General features: G+C 64.4%; 19 protein-coding genes. 9 read left to right on the forward strand and 10 right to left on the reverse strand.

Annotated elements, in window-relative coordinates:
* A complete protein-coding gene (gene cysK, locus I6F24_RS21965) occupies nucleotides 1-978 on the reverse strand; it encodes a cysteine synthase A (RefSeq protein WP_036028142.1) in 978 nt (325 codons plus the stop codon).
* Between the two features lie 222 nt (nucleotides 979-1,200).
* Here cysK and I6F24_RS21970 point away from each other — a divergent pair, with 222 nt between their 5' ends.
* A complete protein-coding gene (locus tag I6F24_RS21970) occupies nucleotides 1,201-1,419 on the forward strand; it encodes a hypothetical protein (protein WP_036028144.1) in 219 nt (72 codons plus the stop codon).
* Between the two features lie 15 nt (nucleotides 1,420-1,434).
* Here the strand turns inward: I6F24_RS21970 and tgt are convergent, their stop codons facing one another.
* Nucleotides 1,435-2,580, reverse strand: a complete 1,146-nt coding sequence (gene tgt, locus I6F24_RS21975) for a tRNA guanosine(34) transglycosylase Tgt (protein ID WP_036028145.1) — start codon at nucleotides 2,578-2,580, stop codon at nucleotides 1,435-1,437.
* Nucleotides 2,581-2,771: 191 nt separating this feature from the next.
* On the opposite strand from tgt, the gene I6F24_RS21980 reads away from it, so the two are divergent.
* The 4 genes from I6F24_RS21980 to I6F24_RS21995 all read left to right on the forward strand — a co-directional run bounded on the left by I6F24_RS21980 (nucleotide 2,772) and on the right by I6F24_RS21995 (nucleotide 7,000).
* A complete protein-coding gene (locus tag I6F24_RS21980; protein ID WP_050996042.1) occupies nucleotides 2,772-3,980 on the forward strand; it encodes a patatin-like phospholipase family protein in 1,209 nt (402 codons plus the stop codon).
* Nucleotides 3,981-4,113: 133 nt separating this feature from the next.
* Complete coding sequence (locus I6F24_RS21985; RefSeq protein ID WP_036012628.1) at nucleotides 4,114-4,860, forward strand: TetR/AcrR family transcriptional regulator; 747 nt, start codon at nucleotides 4,114-4,116, stop codon at nucleotides 4,858-4,860.
* A gap of 253 nt (nucleotides 4,861-5,113) precedes the next feature.
* On the forward strand, nucleotides 5,114-5,716 hold the full coding sequence (locus I6F24_RS21990; protein WP_036012631.1) for a PepSY domain-containing protein: 603 nt from the start codon (nucleotides 5,114-5,116) through the stop codon (nucleotides 5,714-5,716).
* 258 nt (nucleotides 5,717-5,974) lie between these two features.
* Entirely contained in the window at nucleotides 5,975-7,000 is a 1,026-nt protein-coding gene (locus I6F24_RS21995) for an aspartate-semialdehyde dehydrogenase (RefSeq protein WP_036028147.1), read from the forward strand.
* Between the two features lie 121 nt (nucleotides 7,001-7,121).
* On the opposite strand, the gene queA is transcribed toward I6F24_RS21995, so the two are convergent.
* The 5 genes from queA to coaD all read right to left on the reverse strand — a co-directional run bounded on the left by queA (nucleotide 7,122) and on the right by coaD (nucleotide 10,332).
* Entirely contained in the window at nucleotides 7,122-8,195 is a 1,074-nt protein-coding gene (gene queA / locus I6F24_RS22000) for a tRNA preQ1(34) S-adenosylmethionine ribosyltransferase-isomerase QueA (RefSeq protein ID WP_074447967.1), read from the reverse strand.
* A 144-nt stretch (nucleotides 8,196-8,339) separates the two neighbouring features.
* Nucleotides 8,340-8,804, reverse strand: a complete 465-nt coding sequence (locus I6F24_RS22005; RefSeq protein WP_018642141.1) for a peptidylprolyl isomerase — start codon at nucleotides 8,802-8,804, stop codon at nucleotides 8,340-8,342.
* Complete coding sequence (locus tag I6F24_RS22010; protein ID WP_036028153.1) at nucleotides 8,801-9,226, reverse strand: hypothetical protein; 426 nt, start codon at nucleotides 9,224-9,226, stop codon at nucleotides 8,801-8,803. Before I6F24_RS22010 ends, I6F24_RS22005 begins: the two co-directional genes overlap by 4 nt.
* An 8-nt stretch (nucleotides 9,227-9,234) precedes the next feature.
* Complete coding sequence (locus I6F24_RS22015) at nucleotides 9,235-9,798, reverse strand: peptidylprolyl isomerase (protein WP_036028154.1); 564 nt, start codon at nucleotides 9,796-9,798, stop codon at nucleotides 9,235-9,237.
* Between the two features lie 39 nt (nucleotides 9,799-9,837).
* The gene (coaD, locus tag I6F24_RS22020; protein ID WP_036028155.1) at nucleotides 9,838-10,332 is read right to left on the reverse strand and encodes a pantetheine-phosphate adenylyltransferase; all 495 of its coding nucleotides are present in this window, start codon (nucleotides 10,330-10,332) and stop codon (nucleotides 9,838-9,840) included.
* A gap of 268 nt (nucleotides 10,333-10,600) precedes the next feature.
* On the opposite strand from coaD, the gene I6F24_RS22025 reads away from it, so the two are divergent.
* A complete protein-coding gene (locus I6F24_RS22025) occupies nucleotides 10,601-10,858 on the forward strand; it encodes a hypothetical protein (RefSeq protein ID WP_036012649.1) in 258 nt (85 codons plus the stop codon).
* 180 nt (nucleotides 10,859-11,038) lie between these two features.
* Here the strand turns inward: I6F24_RS22025 and gyrA are convergent, their stop codons facing one another.
* Both gyrA and I6F24_RS22035 read right to left on the reverse strand, forming a co-directional pair.
* Nucleotides 11,039-13,771, reverse strand: a complete 2,733-nt coding sequence (gene gyrA / locus I6F24_RS22030) for a DNA gyrase subunit A (protein ID WP_225151694.1) — start codon at nucleotides 13,769-13,771, stop codon at nucleotides 11,039-11,041.
* 169 nt (nucleotides 13,772-13,940) lie between these two features.
* Entirely contained in the window at nucleotides 13,941-14,339 is a 399-nt protein-coding gene (locus I6F24_RS22035) for a DUF2306 domain-containing protein (RefSeq protein ID WP_036028159.1), read from the reverse strand.
* Nucleotides 14,340-14,568: 229 nt separating this feature from the next.
* On the opposite strand from I6F24_RS22035, the gene I6F24_RS22040 reads away from it, so the two are divergent.
* Nucleotides 14,569-14,898 carry a low molecular weight protein tyrosine phosphatase family protein gene (locus I6F24_RS22040; protein ID WP_036012656.1) on the forward strand — a complete coding sequence of 110 codons (330 nt, stop codon included), beginning with the start codon at nucleotides 14,569-14,571 and terminating at the stop codon, nucleotides 14,896-14,898.
* 17 nt (nucleotides 14,899-14,915) lie between these two features.
* Here the strand turns inward: I6F24_RS22040 and I6F24_RS22045 are convergent, their stop codons facing one another.
* Complete coding sequence (locus tag I6F24_RS22045; RefSeq protein WP_025036423.1) at nucleotides 14,916-15,410, reverse strand: single-stranded DNA-binding protein; 495 nt, start codon at nucleotides 15,408-15,410, stop codon at nucleotides 14,916-14,918.
* Nucleotides 15,411-15,848: 438 nt separating this feature from the next.
* On the opposite strand from I6F24_RS22045, the gene I6F24_RS22050 reads away from it, so the two are divergent.
* Complete coding sequence (locus tag I6F24_RS22050) at nucleotides 15,849-16,631, forward strand: outer membrane beta-barrel protein (RefSeq protein ID WP_036028162.1); 783 nt, start codon at nucleotides 15,849-15,851, stop codon at nucleotides 16,629-16,631.
* Between the two features lie 239 nt (nucleotides 16,632-16,870).
* Nucleotides 16,871-17,569, forward strand: coding sequence for an outer membrane protein (locus I6F24_RS22055; protein WP_157286061.1), 699 nt, complete (start codon nucleotides 16,871-16,873; stop codon nucleotides 17,567-17,569).
* Nucleotides 17,570-17,571 lie beyond the last annotated feature (2 nt).

The raw sequence follows: 17,571 nt of genomic DNA on the forward strand, positions 1-17,571 counted from the left end.
CTAGATTCCCTCAAACAGAGCCGTCGAAAGATACCGCTCGGAGAAGGACGGCACGATCGCCAGGATGGTCTTTCCGGAAGCTTCCGGCCGCTTGCCGATCTCGAGTGCGGCGGCGATCGCGGCGCCCGAGGAGATGCCGCCCGGAATGCCCTCATGCCGCGCCAGCGCGCGCGAGGTCTCGATCGCGGTGGTCGAGTTGATCTTCACGATCTCATCGATCACGGAGCGGTCGAGGATGTCAGGGACGAAGCCGGCACCAATGCCTTGGATCTTGTGCGGAGTATGCTGTCCCCCCGAGAGCACCGGGCTCTCCTCCGGCTCGACCGCGACCACACGCAAGCCCGGCTTGCGCGGCTTGAGTACCTGGCCGACGCCGGTGATCGTGCCGCCGGTGCCGACGCCGGCCACGAAGAAGTCGATGCTGCCGCCGGTGTCGTTCCAGATCTCCTCCGCGGTGGTGCGGCGGTGCACCTCCGGATTGGCGAGGTTCTTGAACTGCTGCGGCATCACTGAATTCGGCGTCGTCTTCAAGAGCTCCTCGGCGGCCGCGATGGCGCCCTTCATGCCCTGCGCCGCCGGCGTCAGCACCAGCTCCGCGCCGAGAAAGGCCAGCATCTTGCGTCGCTCGATCGACATCGATTCCGGCATCACCAGCTTGAGCCGGTAGCCGCGGGAGGCCGCGACGAAGGCGAGCGCAATGCCGGTATTGCCGGAGGTCGGCTCGATCAGCACGGTGTCCGGCTTGACGATGCCCGCCTTCTCCATCGCGATGATCATGGCCGCGCCGATGCGGTCCTTCACGCTCGCGGCAGGATTGAAATATTCAAGTTTTGCCAAAATGGTCGCGTTCACGTCGTGCATGCCGGCCAGCCGGCGCAAGCGCACGATGGGCGTGTTGCCGAAGGCATCGACGATCGAGTCATAGATCCGGCCACGGCCGGGTTGGTGCGCTGCACCCGTGTTGGACGATACGTCCATGATGAACTCCCTGTGGCGACGATCTGCACGTCTGTCGCGGCCCTGCGCAGTTACGGACAGCTTGCGGCGACACGCAAGCGGCTATGCAGCACATGTTAAATACGCTGCATCGCAAAATCGCGTGAGCTTTAATTAGCAGAAAACCAACGCATTTGTGTTGCGACCTCGTCAACTGATTCTGCTTATGTTAGACTTAGGTCTCAAAGCAGGGAGGTCACCACGATGTCAGCGGTTGCTGAAGTGATGTCGACCGTAGCGCTAAGGCGTGATCCGCGTTGCAGCGAGTTGCCGACCTGTCCCGTCTGCGCCGACTCCATGGTCGCCGCTGAAGCATCTGCCTACGTCTCGGACCACATCATCAGCTACCTCTGGACTTGCGACAATTGCGGCTACGGCTTCGTGACCAAGCATGCCGTGAAGCGGCGGCTCGTGTGCAACTGAGTTTGGACTGTTGAGCTAGCGCGGGGCGATATCGCCCCTCGCCCAGTCCGCGCGCGTACGCTGATAGAACTCCTCGAAATTTCCTTGCGCGATCGCGTCCCTGATGCCCTGCATCAGGGACTGGTAGTACGCGACATTGATCTCGGACAGCAGCATCGCGCCCAGCGTCTCGCCGGCCTTGACGAGATGATGCAGATAGGCGCGCGCGCAGTTCCGCGTCGACGGCCATGAGCTCTCTTCATCGAGCGGGCGTGGATCGTCGGCATGGCGCGCGTTGCGCAAATTGACCTGGCCGTAGCGCGTGAAGGCGACGCCGTGCCGGCCGTTGCGGGTCGGCATCACGCAGTCGAACATGTCGATGCCGCGCTTCACCGCTTCGAGGATGTCGTCGGGCGTGCCGACGCCCATCAGATAGCGTGGCCGCTGCTTCGGCAGCAGCGGCGCGGTCTCGTCGATCATCGCCAGCATGACCGCCTGCGGTTCGCCGACGGCGAGCCCGCCGATCGCATAGCCATGGAAGCCGATCCCGACCAGGCCTTGCGCGCTCGCATGGCGCAGCTCGGGCACGTCGCCGCCCTGCACGATGCCGAACAGCATGTAGCCATCCGGGGCGCTCGCGAAGGCGCGCTTGCTTCTCTCCGCCCAGCGCAGCGACAATTGCATCGCGCGCTCGATGTCGGCGCGCTCGGCAGGCAACCGTACGCATTCATCCATTTGCATGGCGATGTCGGAGCCGAGCAAACGCTGCACCTCGATCGACCGCTCCGGCGACAGCTCGACCTTGGCGCCGTCGATGTGCGAGCGGAACGTGACGGCGTGCTCGCTGACCTTGCGCAAATCCGCCAGCGACATCACCTGGAAGCCGCCGGAATCGGTCAACATCGGTCCGTTCCAGCCTGTGAACGTCTGCAGGCCGCCGAGCGCCGCGATCCGCTCGGCGCTTGGACGCAGCATCAGATGGTAGGTGTTGCCGAGCACGATGTCGGCGCCGGCATCGCGCACCTCGCGCCAGTGCATGCCCTTCATGGCACCGGCGGTGCCGACCGGCATGAAGGCAGGGGTCCGCACCACGCCATGCGGGGTGGTCAGGCGCCCGGTGCGCGCGGCCCCGTCGGTGGCGAGCAACTCAAAGTGATTGGGAAGGTCATTGTCGGGATTCATGGTGGTGCTTATTGCGTGTCGGAGCAGGCTGATCAACCCGCCGACCGCGCTCGCGCCGGTTTGTGCATCAGACTGGGACACCGACCCACACAAGGATAGTGTGCCCGCGCCCTTGTCAAACGAAACGATACAGTGTAGTTTTGTGCGCAGGGCTGGACGAGATGCCGCGGCGAACTTGCCGGCGGCGGTAGATGCGTGATCGCCAGCCACCGACAATGCCGTACCCTTCGTGTTCGACCGACGCATCCGTCTCCTCGCGTGACCGGATCAGGCAGACTGGCGTCGGCCTGATCGGATCGGTGGTCCTGATCTGCAGCCTAGCGCTCGGCGCCTGCACCGCCCTGCCCCGCACGCCCTACACGGCCGCTGAAGCCAGCGCCTCGCGCGTGCTGGATATCGACGGCCTCCGGCGCTACGCCGACGAGCCGGTCACCAAGTTCAGCTTCGATAAAGACAACAGCACTGCGACGAGAACCTATCTGGCGCTGTCCGGCGGCGGCGCTGACGGCGCCTATGGCGTCGGCGTGCTCAACGGCTGGACCGCGGCCCGAACCCGCCCCACCTTCTCGGTCGTCTCGGGAGTCAGCACCGGCGGCCTGATCGCGCCGTTCGCGTTTCTCGGACCGCAATATGACGACACGCTGAAGGAGGTCTACACCAGCGGCATCGCGGAGAGCCTCCTGAACGATCCCAGCATCATGCGCGTGCTGTTCGGATCCGGCCTGTTCGGCAACACGCGGCTGCGCGAGCTCGTTGCACGCTATGTCGGGCCCGAGATCATGGCACAGGTCGCGCGCGAGCACGCCAAGGGCCGCAGGCTGCTCGTGGTGACGACCGACCTCGACACGCAGCGCACCGCGATCTGGGACATGGGCAAGATTGCCGCGGTCGGAACGCCCGAGGCGCTCAAGCTGTTTCGCGACGTGATGGCGGCCTCCGCCAGCATTCCACTGGTGTTTCCGCCCATCATGATCGATGCCGAAGGCGGGGGCCGCAAGTTTCAGGAGATGCATGTCGACGGCGGCGTGACCGCGCCGGTGCTGACCTTGCCCGAAGCTCTGCTGTTCCAGAGTGGCCGTCTGCCCGGCAATGCGAAGGTGGACATCTACATCCTCGTCAACAAGAAGATCGAACGCAACTTCGAGCTCGTCTCCAACGGCACCATCGACGTCGCCTCGCGCAGCCTGTCGGCGATCACCCAATCGCAGACGCGCTCGATCATCTTCTCGACCTACGATTTCGCCAAGCGTAACCGGCTGGGCTTCCATCTCTCCTACATCGCGCGCGACTATCCCGCGCCGCCGTCGGAAGGGTTCGATACCGGCTATATGCGGGCGCTCTACCAGTACGGATACGAGAAGGCTGCATCCGGCCAGGCCTGGACCTCGACGCTGCCGTGATCCCTCGTGACGGAACGAGGCAATACCGAAACCGTTGACGATATGGCCAATTCGGCCAGATTCGCGATGACGCCTCCGCTCCTGCGCGATATAGAGCGAATGACCGATATCACGACCGCAGGAATCATTGGGCATGGGATTGACTGCGACCAGGACAAGACCGGCAGCGCCACGGCGCGAGGTGCCGAAATCGCGTGGTGGCCGGCCGACGAAGACCGCTGCGATCGAGCGCGATCTGCGGCTGATCGAGGTCGCCACCCGCCTGTTCCTTGATCGCGGCTTCGATGCGACCTCGCTCGATGCGGTCGCGGAAGCTGCGCGGGTCAGCAAGCCCACCGTCTATTCCCGCTATGGCGACAAGCGCGGCCTGTTCGCGGCCGTGCTGAGGCGCGAGATCGAGCGCTGGCTTGCGCCGCTGTCGGCGGCGGCGGAGACGCAGCTCTCCAGCGCCTCGAACATCCCGGTCGAGCAGCGGCTGGTCGAGATCGGACGCGAGATGCTGACCTTCACCTGCGGCCCGGATGCCGTCGCCTTCAGCCGCATGATGACGGCGCAGGCCATCAACTTCCCCGACGTCGCCAAGCTCGGCAAGGAGGAAGGCTGGCTCAAGGCCGTCGCCACCACGGCTCGCTTCTTCGACCATCTGGTGGCGCAAGGCGCGCTCGATGTCGATGACACCACCATCGCAGCCGAGGTGTTCCTCGACGTCGTCGTCGGTCACACCCACCGCATGGCGACGTTCGGAACGGCGCTGGAGCTGAAGGCTGCCGAGAAGCGCATGCGCGCGGCGATCAAGCTGTTCCTGGCCGGCGCGCTGGGACCTGCCGACCGCGTCCAGGACACCTCGAAACTCGCGCCACGGCGCCGCTCCTCCCGCTGACAATTCCGTGAGCTTGCGTGCTTTCCCCAGGGGGCGACAATGCGGCGTCATTGACCGAAATAAAACGATACGGTATGGTTTCATTACAGTCGGTTCGGGCCGCTTTTTTCACTAGCCCCAAAGAGGTCCGGACCCGCTTCGATCGCCGCGGCGGGTACAGCCTGCCGCGGCGCTCCGCGGCCGGCCGATGCCCAAGGCCGGCCGCGAATTCTTTACGATCATCCGGCACACTCGCTGGCCGAGGGTTTCGAGCATGACGACTGCCCAACGATGGACCTCGCACCTGCTTGCGATCGCATTGCCCGCGCTGCTCATCGCCGCACCGGCACAGGCCATCGTGACCGCGAGCACGCCGACCGCGCTTCACAGCGACACAGATGGTGATGCCGAAGCGGACCGCCAGGCAGTCAGCCGCGAAATAGAGCGGTTCCGCAGCTCCTCGATCACGATCAGCCAGGCCATGGCGATTGCCGAAGCCCGCCATGCCGGCGCCACCACCGCCGATGTGAGCTTCGATGGCGGCTCGGGCGTGCCGGTCTACCGGGTGAAGACACTGCACAACGACCGGATCTGGCGCCACACCATCAATGCTTCGACCGGCGAACTGGTCGGCGGGGAAGCGGCCCTACCCCTCACCGAGCTCGACCGCGAGGACCGCAGCAACCTCGCAGCGCTGGGTGCGATCAGGCACCGCCTCTCCGATGCCGTACGCGTCGCCGAGCGCGCCGCCGCAGGCAAGGCCATCAGCGGCGGGCTGGTCCGCGAGCGCGGCCGGCTGAACTTCTCGATCGTCGTCGTCAGCGGCGACGACCTCAAGGAGGTCACCCTGGAGCCGCCTGGCGCCAAGGGGAAATAGCGGGTGCCAAATAGCGGCAGGCTGCCCCCGGCATCGACCGGGCCGAAAAGCCATTGACGGCCGCAAGACTCTCCCGCATAAGTCGCCGACATGTTCACGACCACCAAACGCACGACCAAAACCACCACGGCCGAAGGGGCCCGGGGAGGCGTGCGCGCGTAGGTCGTCGACTTAAACGCATCAGCTCTACGGCAAGCCCCGCCCTCGATGGTCCGGGGCTTTTTTGTTGTCTAAATTCTCAATGCAACGGAGGACAAAGTGAGTAACGATCCCGTCGTCGCGATTGTCGGCGTCACCGGTGCGGTGGGCGCCGAATTCATCGCCACCATGGACAAGCGCGGCTTTCGCGTCGGCAAGCTCAAGGCACTGGCGAGCGCCCGCTCGGCCGGCAAGACGGTGTCGTTCCGCGGGCAGAGCGTGGCCATCGAGGAGTTGACCGAGCGCTCCTTCGACGGCGTCGACATCGCGCTGTTCTCCGCCGGCGGCAGCATCTCCAGGAAGTATGCACCGATCGCGGTGAAGGCCGGCGCCGTCGTGGTCGACAATTCCTCGGCCTTCCGCATGGACGCAAACGTGCCGCTGGTGATCCCCGAGATCAACGCGAGCCGCATCCGCGACCACAAGGGCATCATTGCGAACCCGAACTGCGCCGCGATCACCGCGCTGGTGCCGCTGTGGCCGATCCACCAGAAGAACCGCATCAAGCGCGTGATCATCTCGACCTATCAGGCGGCCAGCGGCGCCGGCGCCGCCGCGATGGAGGAGCTCGTCGAATCCACCCGCGCGAACCTCAACGGGCAGGTCTATACGCCGAAGGTGATGCCACACCCCTACGCCTTCAACCTGTTCAACCACAACACCGCCATCGACCCCGAGACCGGCTACAACGACGAAGAGACCAAGGTCATCAAGGAGACCCGCAAGATCTTCGAGGACGACAGCATCGCCGTCGGCGTCACCTGCGTGCGCGTGCCGGTGCTGCGCGCCCATTGCGAAGCCATCACCTTCGAATGCGAGAAGCCGATCAGCGAGGACCAGGTCCGTGCCATCATGGCGCGCGCGCCCGGCGTCAAGGTGGTCGACGACCGCGCCAAGAACTACTTCCCGATGCCGATCGACGCCTCGGGCCAGGACGACGTTCTGGTCGGCCGCATCCGCAAGGATCTCAGCGACCCCTCAGGCCATTCGATCTCGATGTTCGTGGCAGCCGATCAGCTGCTCAAGGGCGCGGCGCTGAACGCCGTGCAGATCGCCGAGCTGTTGCCGCAGAAGGTGATGGCGTAACGGGAGGTGCGTAGGGTGGGTTAGCCTAGCGGATGCGCGAAGCGCGGCCGCTGGGCGTAACCCACCTCTTTCATATCCGCGGAAACAGAAGCGGTGGATTACGCCTGACGGCTAATCCACCCTACGGGACCGCTCGAAACAGCAAACACGCATCGCCATACGAATAGAACCGGTATCCGCTCGCGATCGCGTGCGCATAGGCCTGCTTCATCGTCGCGAGCCCGGAGAAGGCCGACACCAGCATGAACAGCGTCGACTTCGGCAAATGGAAATTCGTCATCAGAATATCGACTGCGCGGAAGCGATAGCCGGGCGTGATGAAGATCGACGTCTCGGCGGCGAATGGCTGGATTGTGCCGTCCTCGCGCGCTGCGCTTTCGAGCAGCCGCAATGACGTTGTGCCGACGGCAACGATACGGCCGCCGGTCTTCCGCGCGGCGTTGAGCCGCTCCGCCGTTGCGGCCGAGATCGTGCCCCACTCGGCGTGCATCTTGTGGGCTTCGGTGTCGTCGACCTTCACCGGCAGGAACGTCCCTGCCCCGACATGCAGCGTCACGCGGTTGAGGCCGACGCCGCGGTCGCGCAGCGCCTGCTCCAGCGCGGGCGTGAAATGCAGCCCCGCGGTCGGCGCTGCAACTGCGCCTTCATTCGCCGCGAACATGGTCTGGTAGTCAGCGAGGTCCTGATCGTCTGGCGTGCGCTTGGAGGCGATATAGGGCGGCAGCGGCGGGCTGCCGAGATCGGCGATGGCCTGGTCCAGCGCCGGGCCGTGGAACGAGAACGCCAGCGTCACCTCGCCCTCGGTGCCCTTGGCCTCGACCTCGGCGTCGAGATAGCCGAGCAGGCAGACCTTGCCGTCGTTGCCGAAGCGGATGCGGTCGCCGGGGGCGAGCTTCTTGGCCGGCTTCACCAGCGCCTGCCAGCGCGAGCCGTCGAGGCGCTTGATCAGCGTCGCCTCGATCTTCGGCTCGGTCTCGCGGCCGATGCGGCGACCCTTCAATTGCGCCGCAATCACCTTGGTGTCGTTGACGACGAGTTGGTCGCCCGGCCTCAGCCATTGCGGCAGGTCGGAAATGATCTGATCGCGCAGCGCGCCATTCTCGACGACCAGCATCCTCGCGGAATCGCGCGGGCTCGCCGGGCGCAGCGCGATGCGCTCGGGCGGCAGATCGAAATCGAAGAGATCGGTGCGCATGAGCAGGCTTGGCGCGACACAGCCAGACCCTCATGGTGAGGAGGCGCTTAGCGCCGTCTCGAACCATGAAGGCCGGGTTGCAGCAGTGGGGCCTTCATCCTTCGAGACGCGCGTTCCGCGCTCCTCAGGATGAGGATCGAGTGACTATTCCTTGTCCGCGGCCATCCGCGCCTTGACGATCTTGTCGGGGTTCTGCACCGGCTCGCCGCGCTTGATCTTGTCGACGTTCTCCATGCCCTCGGTGACCTTGCCCCACACCGTGTACTGGTTGTCGAGGAAGCGGGCGTCGTCGAAGCAGATGAAGAACTGGCTGTCGCCGGAATCGGGATTGGCGGCGCGGGCCATCGAGGCGGTGCCGCGCACATGCGGCTCCTTGTTGAACTCGGCCTTCAGCTTCTTGCCGGAGCCGCCGGTGCCGGTGCCGTGCGGGCAGCCGGTCTGCGCCATGAAGCCCTCGATCACGCGGTGAAACACGATGCCGTCGTAGAAGCCCTCACGGACCAGCTCCTTGATACGCGCGACATGGCCGGGCGCGAGGTCGGGGCGCATCTCGATGGTGACGGGGCCCTGCGTGGTCTCGAGGATCAGGGTGTTTTCGGTGACGCTCATGCTCGTCTCTCTTGCGTTGGGGGTGAAGTCTTGTCGGGTGACGTCTTGCGGCTGCGGAACTGGATCGCGAATGGACGTCCCGCGGCGGCGCCGGCCATTGCATCGGTAAATGGCACCGGCGTGCAGCGTTGCAACGCCTCCATCACCGCGATCCGGTATTGCAGCCGGTCGTTGTCAGAGGCCTCCGCGGATTCATAGGTAATCCTCGGATGGCCCAGAATGTTTCCGGCCCGGTTAAAGCTCACCAGGACGGTGATGTCGAGTGGGCGGGCCCTCGCCGGCGACGGCGGTCTCCAGCAGGTGCGCAGGTGCCGGAAGATGTCCTGGATCGTGTCGACCTGGGCGGCCTCCACGGCCGCACGGGAGGTGGCGAGCAACAGCACCGCGGCAACCAGCAGGAGCCTGCCACCGCGGCGCGCCATGGCCGCGCCTATTTGATGTCTGAGGCGACCTGCACCTTCACCATCTTGTCGGGATCGGTGACGGAGCCGCCGGGCGAGCCGGGGGGCGCCTTCTTCAGCTTGTCGACGACGTCCATGCCCTGCACCACCTCGCCGATCACGGTGTACTGGCCGTCGAGGCTGCCGCCGTCGGCGAACATGATGAAGAACTGCGAGTTGGCGCTGTCGACGCTGTCGCCGCGCCGGGCCATGCCGACGATGCCGCGGGCAAAATGCACCTTGGAGAATTCCTGCTTCAGGTTCGGGTATTTCGAGCCGCCGGTGCCGTTGAATTTCTCGCCGTCGCCGGTCTGCGCCATGAATCCGTCCATGACGCGGTGGAACGGCACGTTGTTGTAGAATCCCTCACGTGCGAGCTGCTTGATGCGCTCGGCATGCTGCGGCGCGATGTCGGTCCTGAGCTTGATGACGATGCGGCCCTTGGTGCTGTCGATGACGATGGCGTTGGCCTTGTCGAGATTTGCCGGCAATTGCTGCGCCACCGCCGGCGCCGCGAACAGAAGCGCGGCAAGAACTGCGAGAATTCGGATCATGACAACTCCGGATCAGAGAGAAGAGGAAGCGCGCCGTTTTCAGGCGAATTTGGCCTTGAGCTGTGCCGCGACCTGCGGCGGGACGAAGGCCGAGACGTCCCCGCCCATGCCGGCGATCTGGCGCACCAAAGTGGCGGTGATCGGGCGGACCATGGGAGAGGCCGGCAGGAAGACCGTATGCACCTCCGGCGCCATGGCCTCGTTCATGCCTGCGAGCTGCATCTCGTAATCGAGGTCGGTGCCGTCGCGCAGGCCCCGGATCATGATGGTCGCGCCGTGCTTGCGCGCCGCGGTCACCGACAGATCGTCGAACGTCGTCGCCTCCAGCACGCAGCCGGCCTGCGCCGCGATCGGACCGCAGACGTCCTCGAGCATCTTGAGGCGCTCCTCGGTCGAGAACAGCGGCTTCTTGCCGGGATGCACCCCGATCGCGACCACGAGCCTGTCGCACAAGGAAACGCTGTGCCGGACCACGTCCAGATGGCCGTTGGTGATGGGGTCGAAGGAACCTGGGTAGAAGGCGATGCGCGGCATGGCCCCGTCCTACCGCGCCCCGCCCGGGCCGGCAAGCCGGGCAGGTTTCCTAGCCCGTTTCCGGTCCAGCCCCTCCGAAAATGTCCCGTTGGGCGTCAGCGGCAGCCGGTTTGTTTCGTCCTCGGGCGGCCACGAAACAAAACGGAGCGCGAACGAAACCATTTCCCACATCGGCGAAGACGTCCGGAAACTGGCCATGGTTACTAATCCGGCCAACGAATGACGGGCCGCGTACTGGGCGTAGGCGGCCGCATCACAGGGGACTGTCATGATCAAGACCATTTCAGCGATCGCTCTGTCTGCGTGTGTTGCCGCGGCCCTCACCCTCCTGCCCGGCTTTGCCCCGAAGGTCGAAGCCAGCGTGCCGCAGCCGCTGGCCAAGAGCGACCGGCTCGACATCCGCAGCATCGGCCGTGACTGCTCGCAGCAGGCCTGGCCGAACTTCGAAGCGTCCTGCCTGCGTAGCGCCGGCACCAAGGCCAACGTCCGCGAGGCCCGCCTCGTGACCGCCAACCGCACGCCGTAATCGGATCTGTTCAGGTTCGCGTCGGGCGGGTCCCTCAAGACCCCAGGAATTTTTGTGACGTCTCGTCGCAGACTACGCGACGCTCGCGCCCGTCGGAATGGCCCGACGGGCGCGATCTCGTTCAGGAGGCACTATCGGCTGCGAGGAACGGCGGGTGGATGAGTCCCGATTCGCCAGCCTCTATTCCCCGTTCGCTCCATTCCCGTTCTCGGCCTCTTCCGTGATGTGCTCGACTGACACCACGTGCTCGTCCTCGGCGGTGTCGAACACGATCACGCCTTGCGTCGAGCGGCCGGCGATGCGGATGCCTTCGACCGGGCAGCGGATCAGCTGGCCCTTGTCGGTGACCAGCATGATTTGATCCGCCTCCTCCACGGGGAACGAGGCGACGAGATTGCCGTTGCGGTTGTTGACGCTCATGGCGACGATGCCTTTGCCGCCGCGGCCGGTGGTGCGGTACTCGTAGGACGAGGTCCGCTTGCCGTAGCCGTTGACGGAGACGGTCAGCACGACCTGCTCCTGCGCCGACATCTCGACATAGCGCTCCTGCGGGAGCTGGAAGCTGCCCGAGGTCTCCTCGGCCTCGGCATCGGCCGGCGCCTCGTCTGCGGCGGCTTCGCCCGCGACCGCGCGGCGCATCTTCAAATAGGCCGAGCGCTCGTCCGAGGTGGTGTCGACGTGGCGCAGGATCGCCAGCGAAATCACCTTGTCGCCTTCGCCGAGCGCAATACCGCGCACGCCCATCGAGGTGCGCCCGGTGAATACGCGCACATCGGTGACGGGGAAGCGGATGCACTGGCCGCCGGCAGCGGTCAGCAGCACGTCGTCGCGCTCGGTGCAGATCTGCACGTCGACGATCGCCTCGTTGTCGTCGAGCTTCATGGCGATGATGCCGGAGCGGCGGACGTCGACGAAGTCGGACAGCTTGTTGCGCCGGACGTTGCCGCCCGTGGTCGCGAACATCACGTCGAGCTGGCCCCAGGTCGATTCATCCTCCGGCAGCGGCATGATGGTGGTGATGCGCTCGCCCTGCTCCAGCGGCAGGATGTTGATCATGGCCTTGCCGCGCGCGTTCGGCGCGGCCATCGGCAGCCGCCAGACCTTTTCCTTGTAGACCTGGCCGCGCGAGGAGAAGAACAGCACCGGAGTATGGGTCGAGGCGACGAAGAGCCGGCTGACGAAATCCTCGTCGCGGGTCTGCATGCCGGAGCGGCCCTTGCCGCCACGGCGCTGCGCCCGGTAGGCCGACAGCGGCACGCGCTTGACGTAGCCGGCGTGCGAGACCGTGACGACCATGTCCTCGCGCTGGATCAGGTCCTCGTCCTCGACCTCGCCCTCCTGCTCCATGATCACGGTGCGGCGGGGCGTGGCGAACTCGGTCTTCACCTCGGCAAGCTCGGTCTTGATGATGTCCAGGATGCGCGCGCGTGAGCGCAGGATCGCGAGATAGTCGCCGATCTCCCCGGCGAGCTTCGACAGCTCGCCGCCAATCTCGTCGCGGCCGAGCGCGGTGAGACGTGCGAGACGCAATTCGAGGATCGCCCTCGCCTGCTCCAGCGAGAGGCGGATCGTGCCGTCCTCGTTGATCCGGTGACGCGGGTCATCGATCAGCGTGATGATGTCCTCGACGTCGCGCGCGGGCCAATCGCGCGTCATTAGGGTGTCACGGGCCGCCGCCGGTGTCGGCGAGGTGCGGATCACCTTGATGATCTCGTCGATGTTGGCGACCGCGATGGCGAGGCCGACCTGCTCATGGGCGCGCTCACGCGCCTTGCGCAGCTTGTACTTGGTGCGCCGGGTAACGACCTGCTCGCGGAAGCCGACGAAGATCGTCAACATATCCTTCAAGTTCATCGTCTGCGGACGCCCGGAATCGAGCGCAACCGCGTTGACGCCGAAGCTCGTCTGCAGCGGGGTGAACTTGTAGAGCTGGTTCAGTACCACGTCGGGCACGGCGTCGCGCTTGAGCTCGACGACGACGCGATAGCCCTCGCGGTCGGACTCGTCGCGCAGGTCGGAGATGCCCTCGATCTTCTTTTCCTTGTAGAGCTCGGCGATGCGCTCGACCATCGTCGCCTTGTTCACCTGATACGGAATCTCGGTGATGACGATCGCCTCTCGATCCTTGCGAATGGTCTCGAACGTGACCTTGCCGCGCATCACGATGGAGCCACGGCCGAGATGGTAGGCGCTGCGGATGCCCTGGCGTCCAAGGATGATGCCGCCAGTCGGGAAATCCGGGCCGGGAATGATGTTGATGAGCTCGTCGATGGTCAGCGAGGGATTGTCGATCAGCGCAATACAGGCGTCGATCACCTCGCCGAGATTGTGCGGCGGGATGTTGGTCGCCATGCCGACGGCAATGCCGCCCGCGCCGTTGACCAGCAGGTTCGGGAACCGCGCCGGCAGGACCACCGGCTCCTTCTCGGAACCGTCGTAATTGTCCTGGAAGTCGACGGTGTCGCTGTCGATGTCCTCGAGCAGCTTCAGCGCGATCTTGGTCAGGCGGGACTCGGTGTAGCGCATGGCCGCCGCCGGGTCGCCGTCGACCGAGCCGAAATTGCCCTGCCCGTCCACCAGCAACTCGCGCATCGAGAAGTCCTGCGCCATGCGCACCAGCGCGTCGTAGATCGCCTGGTCGCCATGAGGGTGGTATTTACCCATGACGTCACCGACGATACCGGCGGACTTCTTGTGCTTCTTGTCGGGCGTGAAGCCCTGCTCGTTCATCGAGAACAGGATGCGCCGATGCACCGGCTTCAGGCCGTCGCGCGCATCGGGCAGCGCGCGCGACACGATCACGCTCATGGCGTAATCGAGGTAGGACTTCTTCATCTCGTCGAGGATGGAGACGGGGCGAATGTCCGAGGGTTGCGCCGGCTGGTCGCCGGGCTTGTTATCGTCGTCAGCCAAGGGGAAATCCGGTGAGGTTTTATCTGGGAATCATATAGCGCATCACACCCCTGATAACCACCCTTGCCGAGCTTTGGGGAAGCGCTTTTTCCCACTGTTTTTCCAGAGACTTACGCCCTTCGCGCCACGGCCGCGGACGGGGCCGGAACGGACTGGGCGGAACCGGCTCTCACGCCCCGAAAGTCACCCGGTGCATGATGCGCCCAGGCACCAGCGTGAACAGTCCCGCCACCACCAGGGCGCCGAAGAAGATCAAGATCATCATCCGCCGGTGGTCGGCGACGCGATGGGTGCGCGCACGCCATACCGCCAGCGGCAGCACCGCCAGGGTGAAGATCGACAAGAAATGGATCGGGCTGAACGGCCCGACCAGACGGATCTCGTGGATCCAGAACGACGAGGCGGCCACGAACACCATCAGGACCACCCAGATCCAGCCGATAGTCCGGTGCGGCAGCGTGCCCTTGGGGGCGGAGAACTGGAAGAGGCCAAGCACAAGGGCGGCCATTGCGGCAAAGGCATGCAGCGGGACCACCGGCGCGGCCTCAAGCAGCGGCGCAAGGCTCATGCAGGGCTTCCTCGTGTCCGGCGGAGACTGATGTGAGTATGATTAACATAAAAGTTAATATCATTCACATCACATCTCGCCGAAGACTTGAGGCGCACATAAGCTTAGGCCGGAAAAGCCGTCGACCAAAGAACTGTATTTATGTAGCAGGAACTCTCGGAAGCCCGCCCGAAAAGCACCGACCAATCATCCCGCCGATACCTGACCGATCGTCTCCGAGAGCGGCAAAGTGACCAACGTCCTTTTCGTCTGCAGCGCCAATCGCCTCCGCAGCCCTACCGCCGAGCAGGTGTTTTCGACCTGGCCCGGGATCGAGACCGACTCGGCCGGCATTTCGAACGGCGCGGACGTCTTGCTGTCCGCCGAGCAGATTGAATGGGCCGACGTCATCTTCGTCATGGAAAAGACCCACCGGACCAAGCTGAATCGGAAATTCCGCTCCAGCTTGTACAACAAACGGGTCATCTGTCTCGACATTCCGGACGACTATGAATTCATGGATCCTGTCCTGGTGCGGATCCTTGAAAACCGAGTTGGCCGTTATCTGCGCCGAGACTAGCCGCCTCTTCCGAAGTTCTAGAACGGGATATCGTCGTCCATGTCGCTGTTGCGGCCGCCGCCGGCGGCAACGGGACGGCGCGGCGCGCTGCTGACGGGTCCGGAGGAGCCGAAGTCGCCGCCCGGCTCGTCGCCGAAGCTGCCACCTCCGCCGCCGCCACCGCGGCCGTCCAGCATCGTCAGCGTTGAGTTGAAGCCCTGCAGCACGACCTCGGTCGAGTATTTCTCGACGCCGCTCTGGTCGGTGTACTTGCGGGTCTGGAGCGCGCCTTCGATGTAAACCTTTGCGCCCTTCTTCAGATACTGTTCGACGATCTTGCAAAGCGGCTCAGAGAAGATCACGACGCGATGCCACTCCGTCTTCTCCTTGCGCTCGCCGGTGTTCTTGTCGCGCCAGGTCTCCGAGGTCGCGATGCTCAAATTCGCGATCGGCCGCCCGTCCTGGGTGCGGCGGATTTCGGGATCCTTGCCGAGATTTCCAACCAGAATGACCTTGTTGACGCTTCCCGCCATCGCCGCTCTCCACTCCGAATGCCACTGAATTTCAAAAGGGCGAATCCGCTGCCCGCGTTCCTCTGCGCCCGCTAGGGCGACCCTATACGCTTGCGGGCACCGATCAGCCTGCCACCCCCAAGGTTATCCCCACATATAGCATCGCGCGCACGTTTGTTCCAGATTTGTTCTTCATCATGGGCGGGCAGACATTTTCCCGCGTGCCGCGAAAAACGTCAGCCCCGAATGGAACCTTTTCGAGTTCCCTTGAATAGGAAAAAACTCTTAACATTCATCAAGTTGGAACCCATTCAATCAATCCGCAAGTGTGGCATTCCGGAGACGGACTCTGCCCTTTCCTTAGGCTACCTTTGCCTTGGAATTGATTCATATGGGTGTCGCGTCTGATCAGCCGCTTCGGGGACTTTCATGAAGCGGACGAAACTTGGGGAGACTGCAATGAATAAGATTCTTTTCGGCGTAATCAGTGCAATGGCATTGGGGCTGTCGGCTCCGGCAAGCGCGGCGGATATGGCTGCGCGTCCCTACACCAAGGCTCCGGCCCCGGCGGTCGCCGCGGTTTACGACTGGAGCGGCTTCTACATCGGCGTCAACGGCGGCGGCGGCACGAGCCGCAAGTGCTGGGACTTCGTGACCCCGGTCACGGGCGTTCTGGTGGCTGAAGGCTGTCACGATGCGACCGGCGGCACGGTCGGTGGTCAGATCGGCTACCGCTGGCAGTCGGCCAATTGGGTGTTCGGCCTCGAGGGCCAGGGCAACTGGGCTGACTTCTCGGGGGACAACGTCAGCCTCCTCTTCCCTGGAAGCGCTTTGGTCACCGGTGATCGTAACCGCTCTCACATCGATGCTTTTGGCCTGATCACGGGCCAGGTCGGTTACGCCTGGAACAACGTGCTGCTCTATGTGAAGGGCGGCGCCGCCGTAGTCGGGGACAAGTACGACGTCTATGCCGCGCCTGGCACGCCTGGCGCCGGCACGCTGCTGGCGTCGGCTCGCGAGACCCGCTGGGGCGGCACCGTTGGCGCCGGCCTGGAATTCGGATTTGCTCCGAACTGGACGCTCGGCGTCGAGTACAACCACATCTTCCTCGGCGACCGTACGATCGCCTTCACGACGCCTGCGGGCGTTGCCTTCGGGAGCGATCGCATCAGTCAGGACGTCGACATGGGTCTAGTCCGCCTGAATTATCGCTTCGGCGGCCCGTTGGTCGCGAGGTACTGATATCCCTCTCATTTCGCGAGCAAATGGAAGGGCCGGCCCTGCGCCGGCCCTTCTTTTTTTCGGCACATGCCTGGACGTAAATAAGTCAGTAACCATCACCTTTTGGACTGTTGTGGCTTTTCGGAGACACAACTTGCGGCTTTGGTGGTGTAAAGACGGCGTCAGTTGGGCCGTTTGAGTCCGCTGCCCTTCCGCCACGGAAGGCAACAACAGAAACTGGGACTGGGATTAAGTTGAAAATGAAGAAGGTTTTGTTGGCTTCGGCCTGTTTGTTCGCTCTCGCGGCCCCCGCTTCGGCTGCTGATCTGGCAGCCCGCCCCTACACCAAGGCGCCTGCGCCTGTTGCCTCGGTCTACAACTGGACCGGCTTTTACCTGGGTATCGTCGGTGGCGGCGCCTGGGAAAACAGCTCCGATGATCCGCGCATGCAGGGCGGTTTCGTCGGCGGCACCGTTGGCTACAACTGGCAGACCTCCAACGTCGTGTTCGGCATCGAAGCTGATGGCGCGTGGGCTGACGTAAACGCCTCGGCGACCGGTCTTGTTGATTTTGGTGGCGCCCTCGTTCCCACGACGGTCAGTTCGCGTATCGACGCGCTCGGCACCGTGCGTGGTCGCATCGGCTGGCTCGCTTCCCCGAGCGTCCTGCTGTACGCCACGGGTGGTTACGCCTGGATCAACAACAAGATCAGCGTCAGCGCGCCCCCTGTTCTGAGCCTCTCGGAGAGCCAGTTCCATTCGGGCTGGACGGTCGGCGCGGGCGTCGAGGCGATGTTTGCTCCGAACTGGTCGGTCAAGGGCGAGTACCTCTATCGCAGCCTGGGCGGCGAGACCTACTTCTCGGGCGTCTTCCCGGTCAACACCGGCACTCTCGACCTCCACACCGTGCAGGTCGGCGTGAACTACCACTTCGGCGGCCCGGTCGTCGCCAAGTACTGAGC

Origin of the sequence: Bradyrhizobium sp. BRP23, from assembly GCF_020194135.1 — a bacterium.
In the GTDB taxonomy this organism is placed as follows: Bacteria; Pseudomonadota; Alphaproteobacteria; order Rhizobiales; family Xanthobacteraceae; genus Bradyrhizobium; species Bradyrhizobium yuanmingense.

Coding starts and splice junctions, on each gene's coding strand:
- I6F24_RS21980 (WP_050996042.1), top strand. CDS start 2,772: ATGCGTGATCGCCAGCCACCGACAATGCCGTACCCTTCGTGTTCGACC.
- coaD (WP_036028155.1), bottom strand. CDS start 10,332: ATGCCGCGCATCGCCTTCTACCCAGGTTCCTTCGACCCCATCACCAAC.
- I6F24_RS22010 (WP_036028153.1), bottom strand. CDS start 9,226: ATGGCGCGCCGCGGTGGCAGGCTCCTGCTGGTTGCCGCGGTGCTGTTG.
- I6F24_RS22055 (WP_157286061.1), top strand. CDS start 16,871: ATGAAGAAGGTTTTGTTGGCTTCGGCCTGTTTGTTCGCTCTCGCGGCC.
- tgt (WP_036028145.1), bottom strand. CDS start 2,580: ATGAATCCCGACAATGACCTTCCCAATCACTTTGAGTTGCTCGCCACC.
- I6F24_RS21990 (WP_036012631.1), top strand. CDS start 5,114: ATGACGACTGCCCAACGATGGACCTCGCACCTGCTTGCGATCGCATTG.
- I6F24_RS22050 (WP_036028162.1), top strand. CDS start 15,849: ATGAATAAGATTCTTTTCGGCGTAATCAGTGCAATGGCATTGGGGCTG.
- I6F24_RS21970 (WP_036028144.1), top strand. CDS start 1,201: ATGTCAGCGGTTGCTGAAGTGATGTCGACCGTAGCGCTAAGGCGTGAT.
- cysK (WP_036028142.1), bottom strand. CDS start 978: ATGGACGTATCGTCCAACACGGGTGCAGCGCACCAACCCGGCCGTGGC.
- I6F24_RS21985 (WP_036012628.1), top strand. CDS start 4,114: ATGGGATTGACTGCGACCAGGACAAGACCGGCAGCGCCACGGCGCGAG.
- I6F24_RS22045 (WP_025036423.1), bottom strand. CDS start 15,410: ATGGCGGGAAGCGTCAACAAGGTCATTCTGGTTGGAAATCTCGGCAAG.
- I6F24_RS22025 (WP_036012649.1), top strand. CDS start 10,601: ATGATCAAGACCATTTCAGCGATCGCTCTGTCTGCGTGTGTTGCCGCG.
- queA (WP_074447967.1), bottom strand. CDS start 8,195: ATGCGCACCGATCTCTTCGATTTCGATCTGCCGCCCGAGCGCATCGCG.
- I6F24_RS22035 (WP_036028159.1), bottom strand. CDS start 14,339: ATGAGCCTTGCGCCGCTGCTTGAGGCCGCGCCGGTGGTCCCGCTGCAT.
- I6F24_RS22015 (WP_036028154.1), bottom strand. CDS start 9,798: ATGATCCGAATTCTCGCAGTTCTTGCCGCGCTTCTGTTCGCGGCGCCG.
- I6F24_RS22005 (WP_018642141.1), bottom strand. CDS start 8,804: ATGAGCGTCACCGAAAACACCCTGATCCTCGAGACCACGCAGGGCCCC.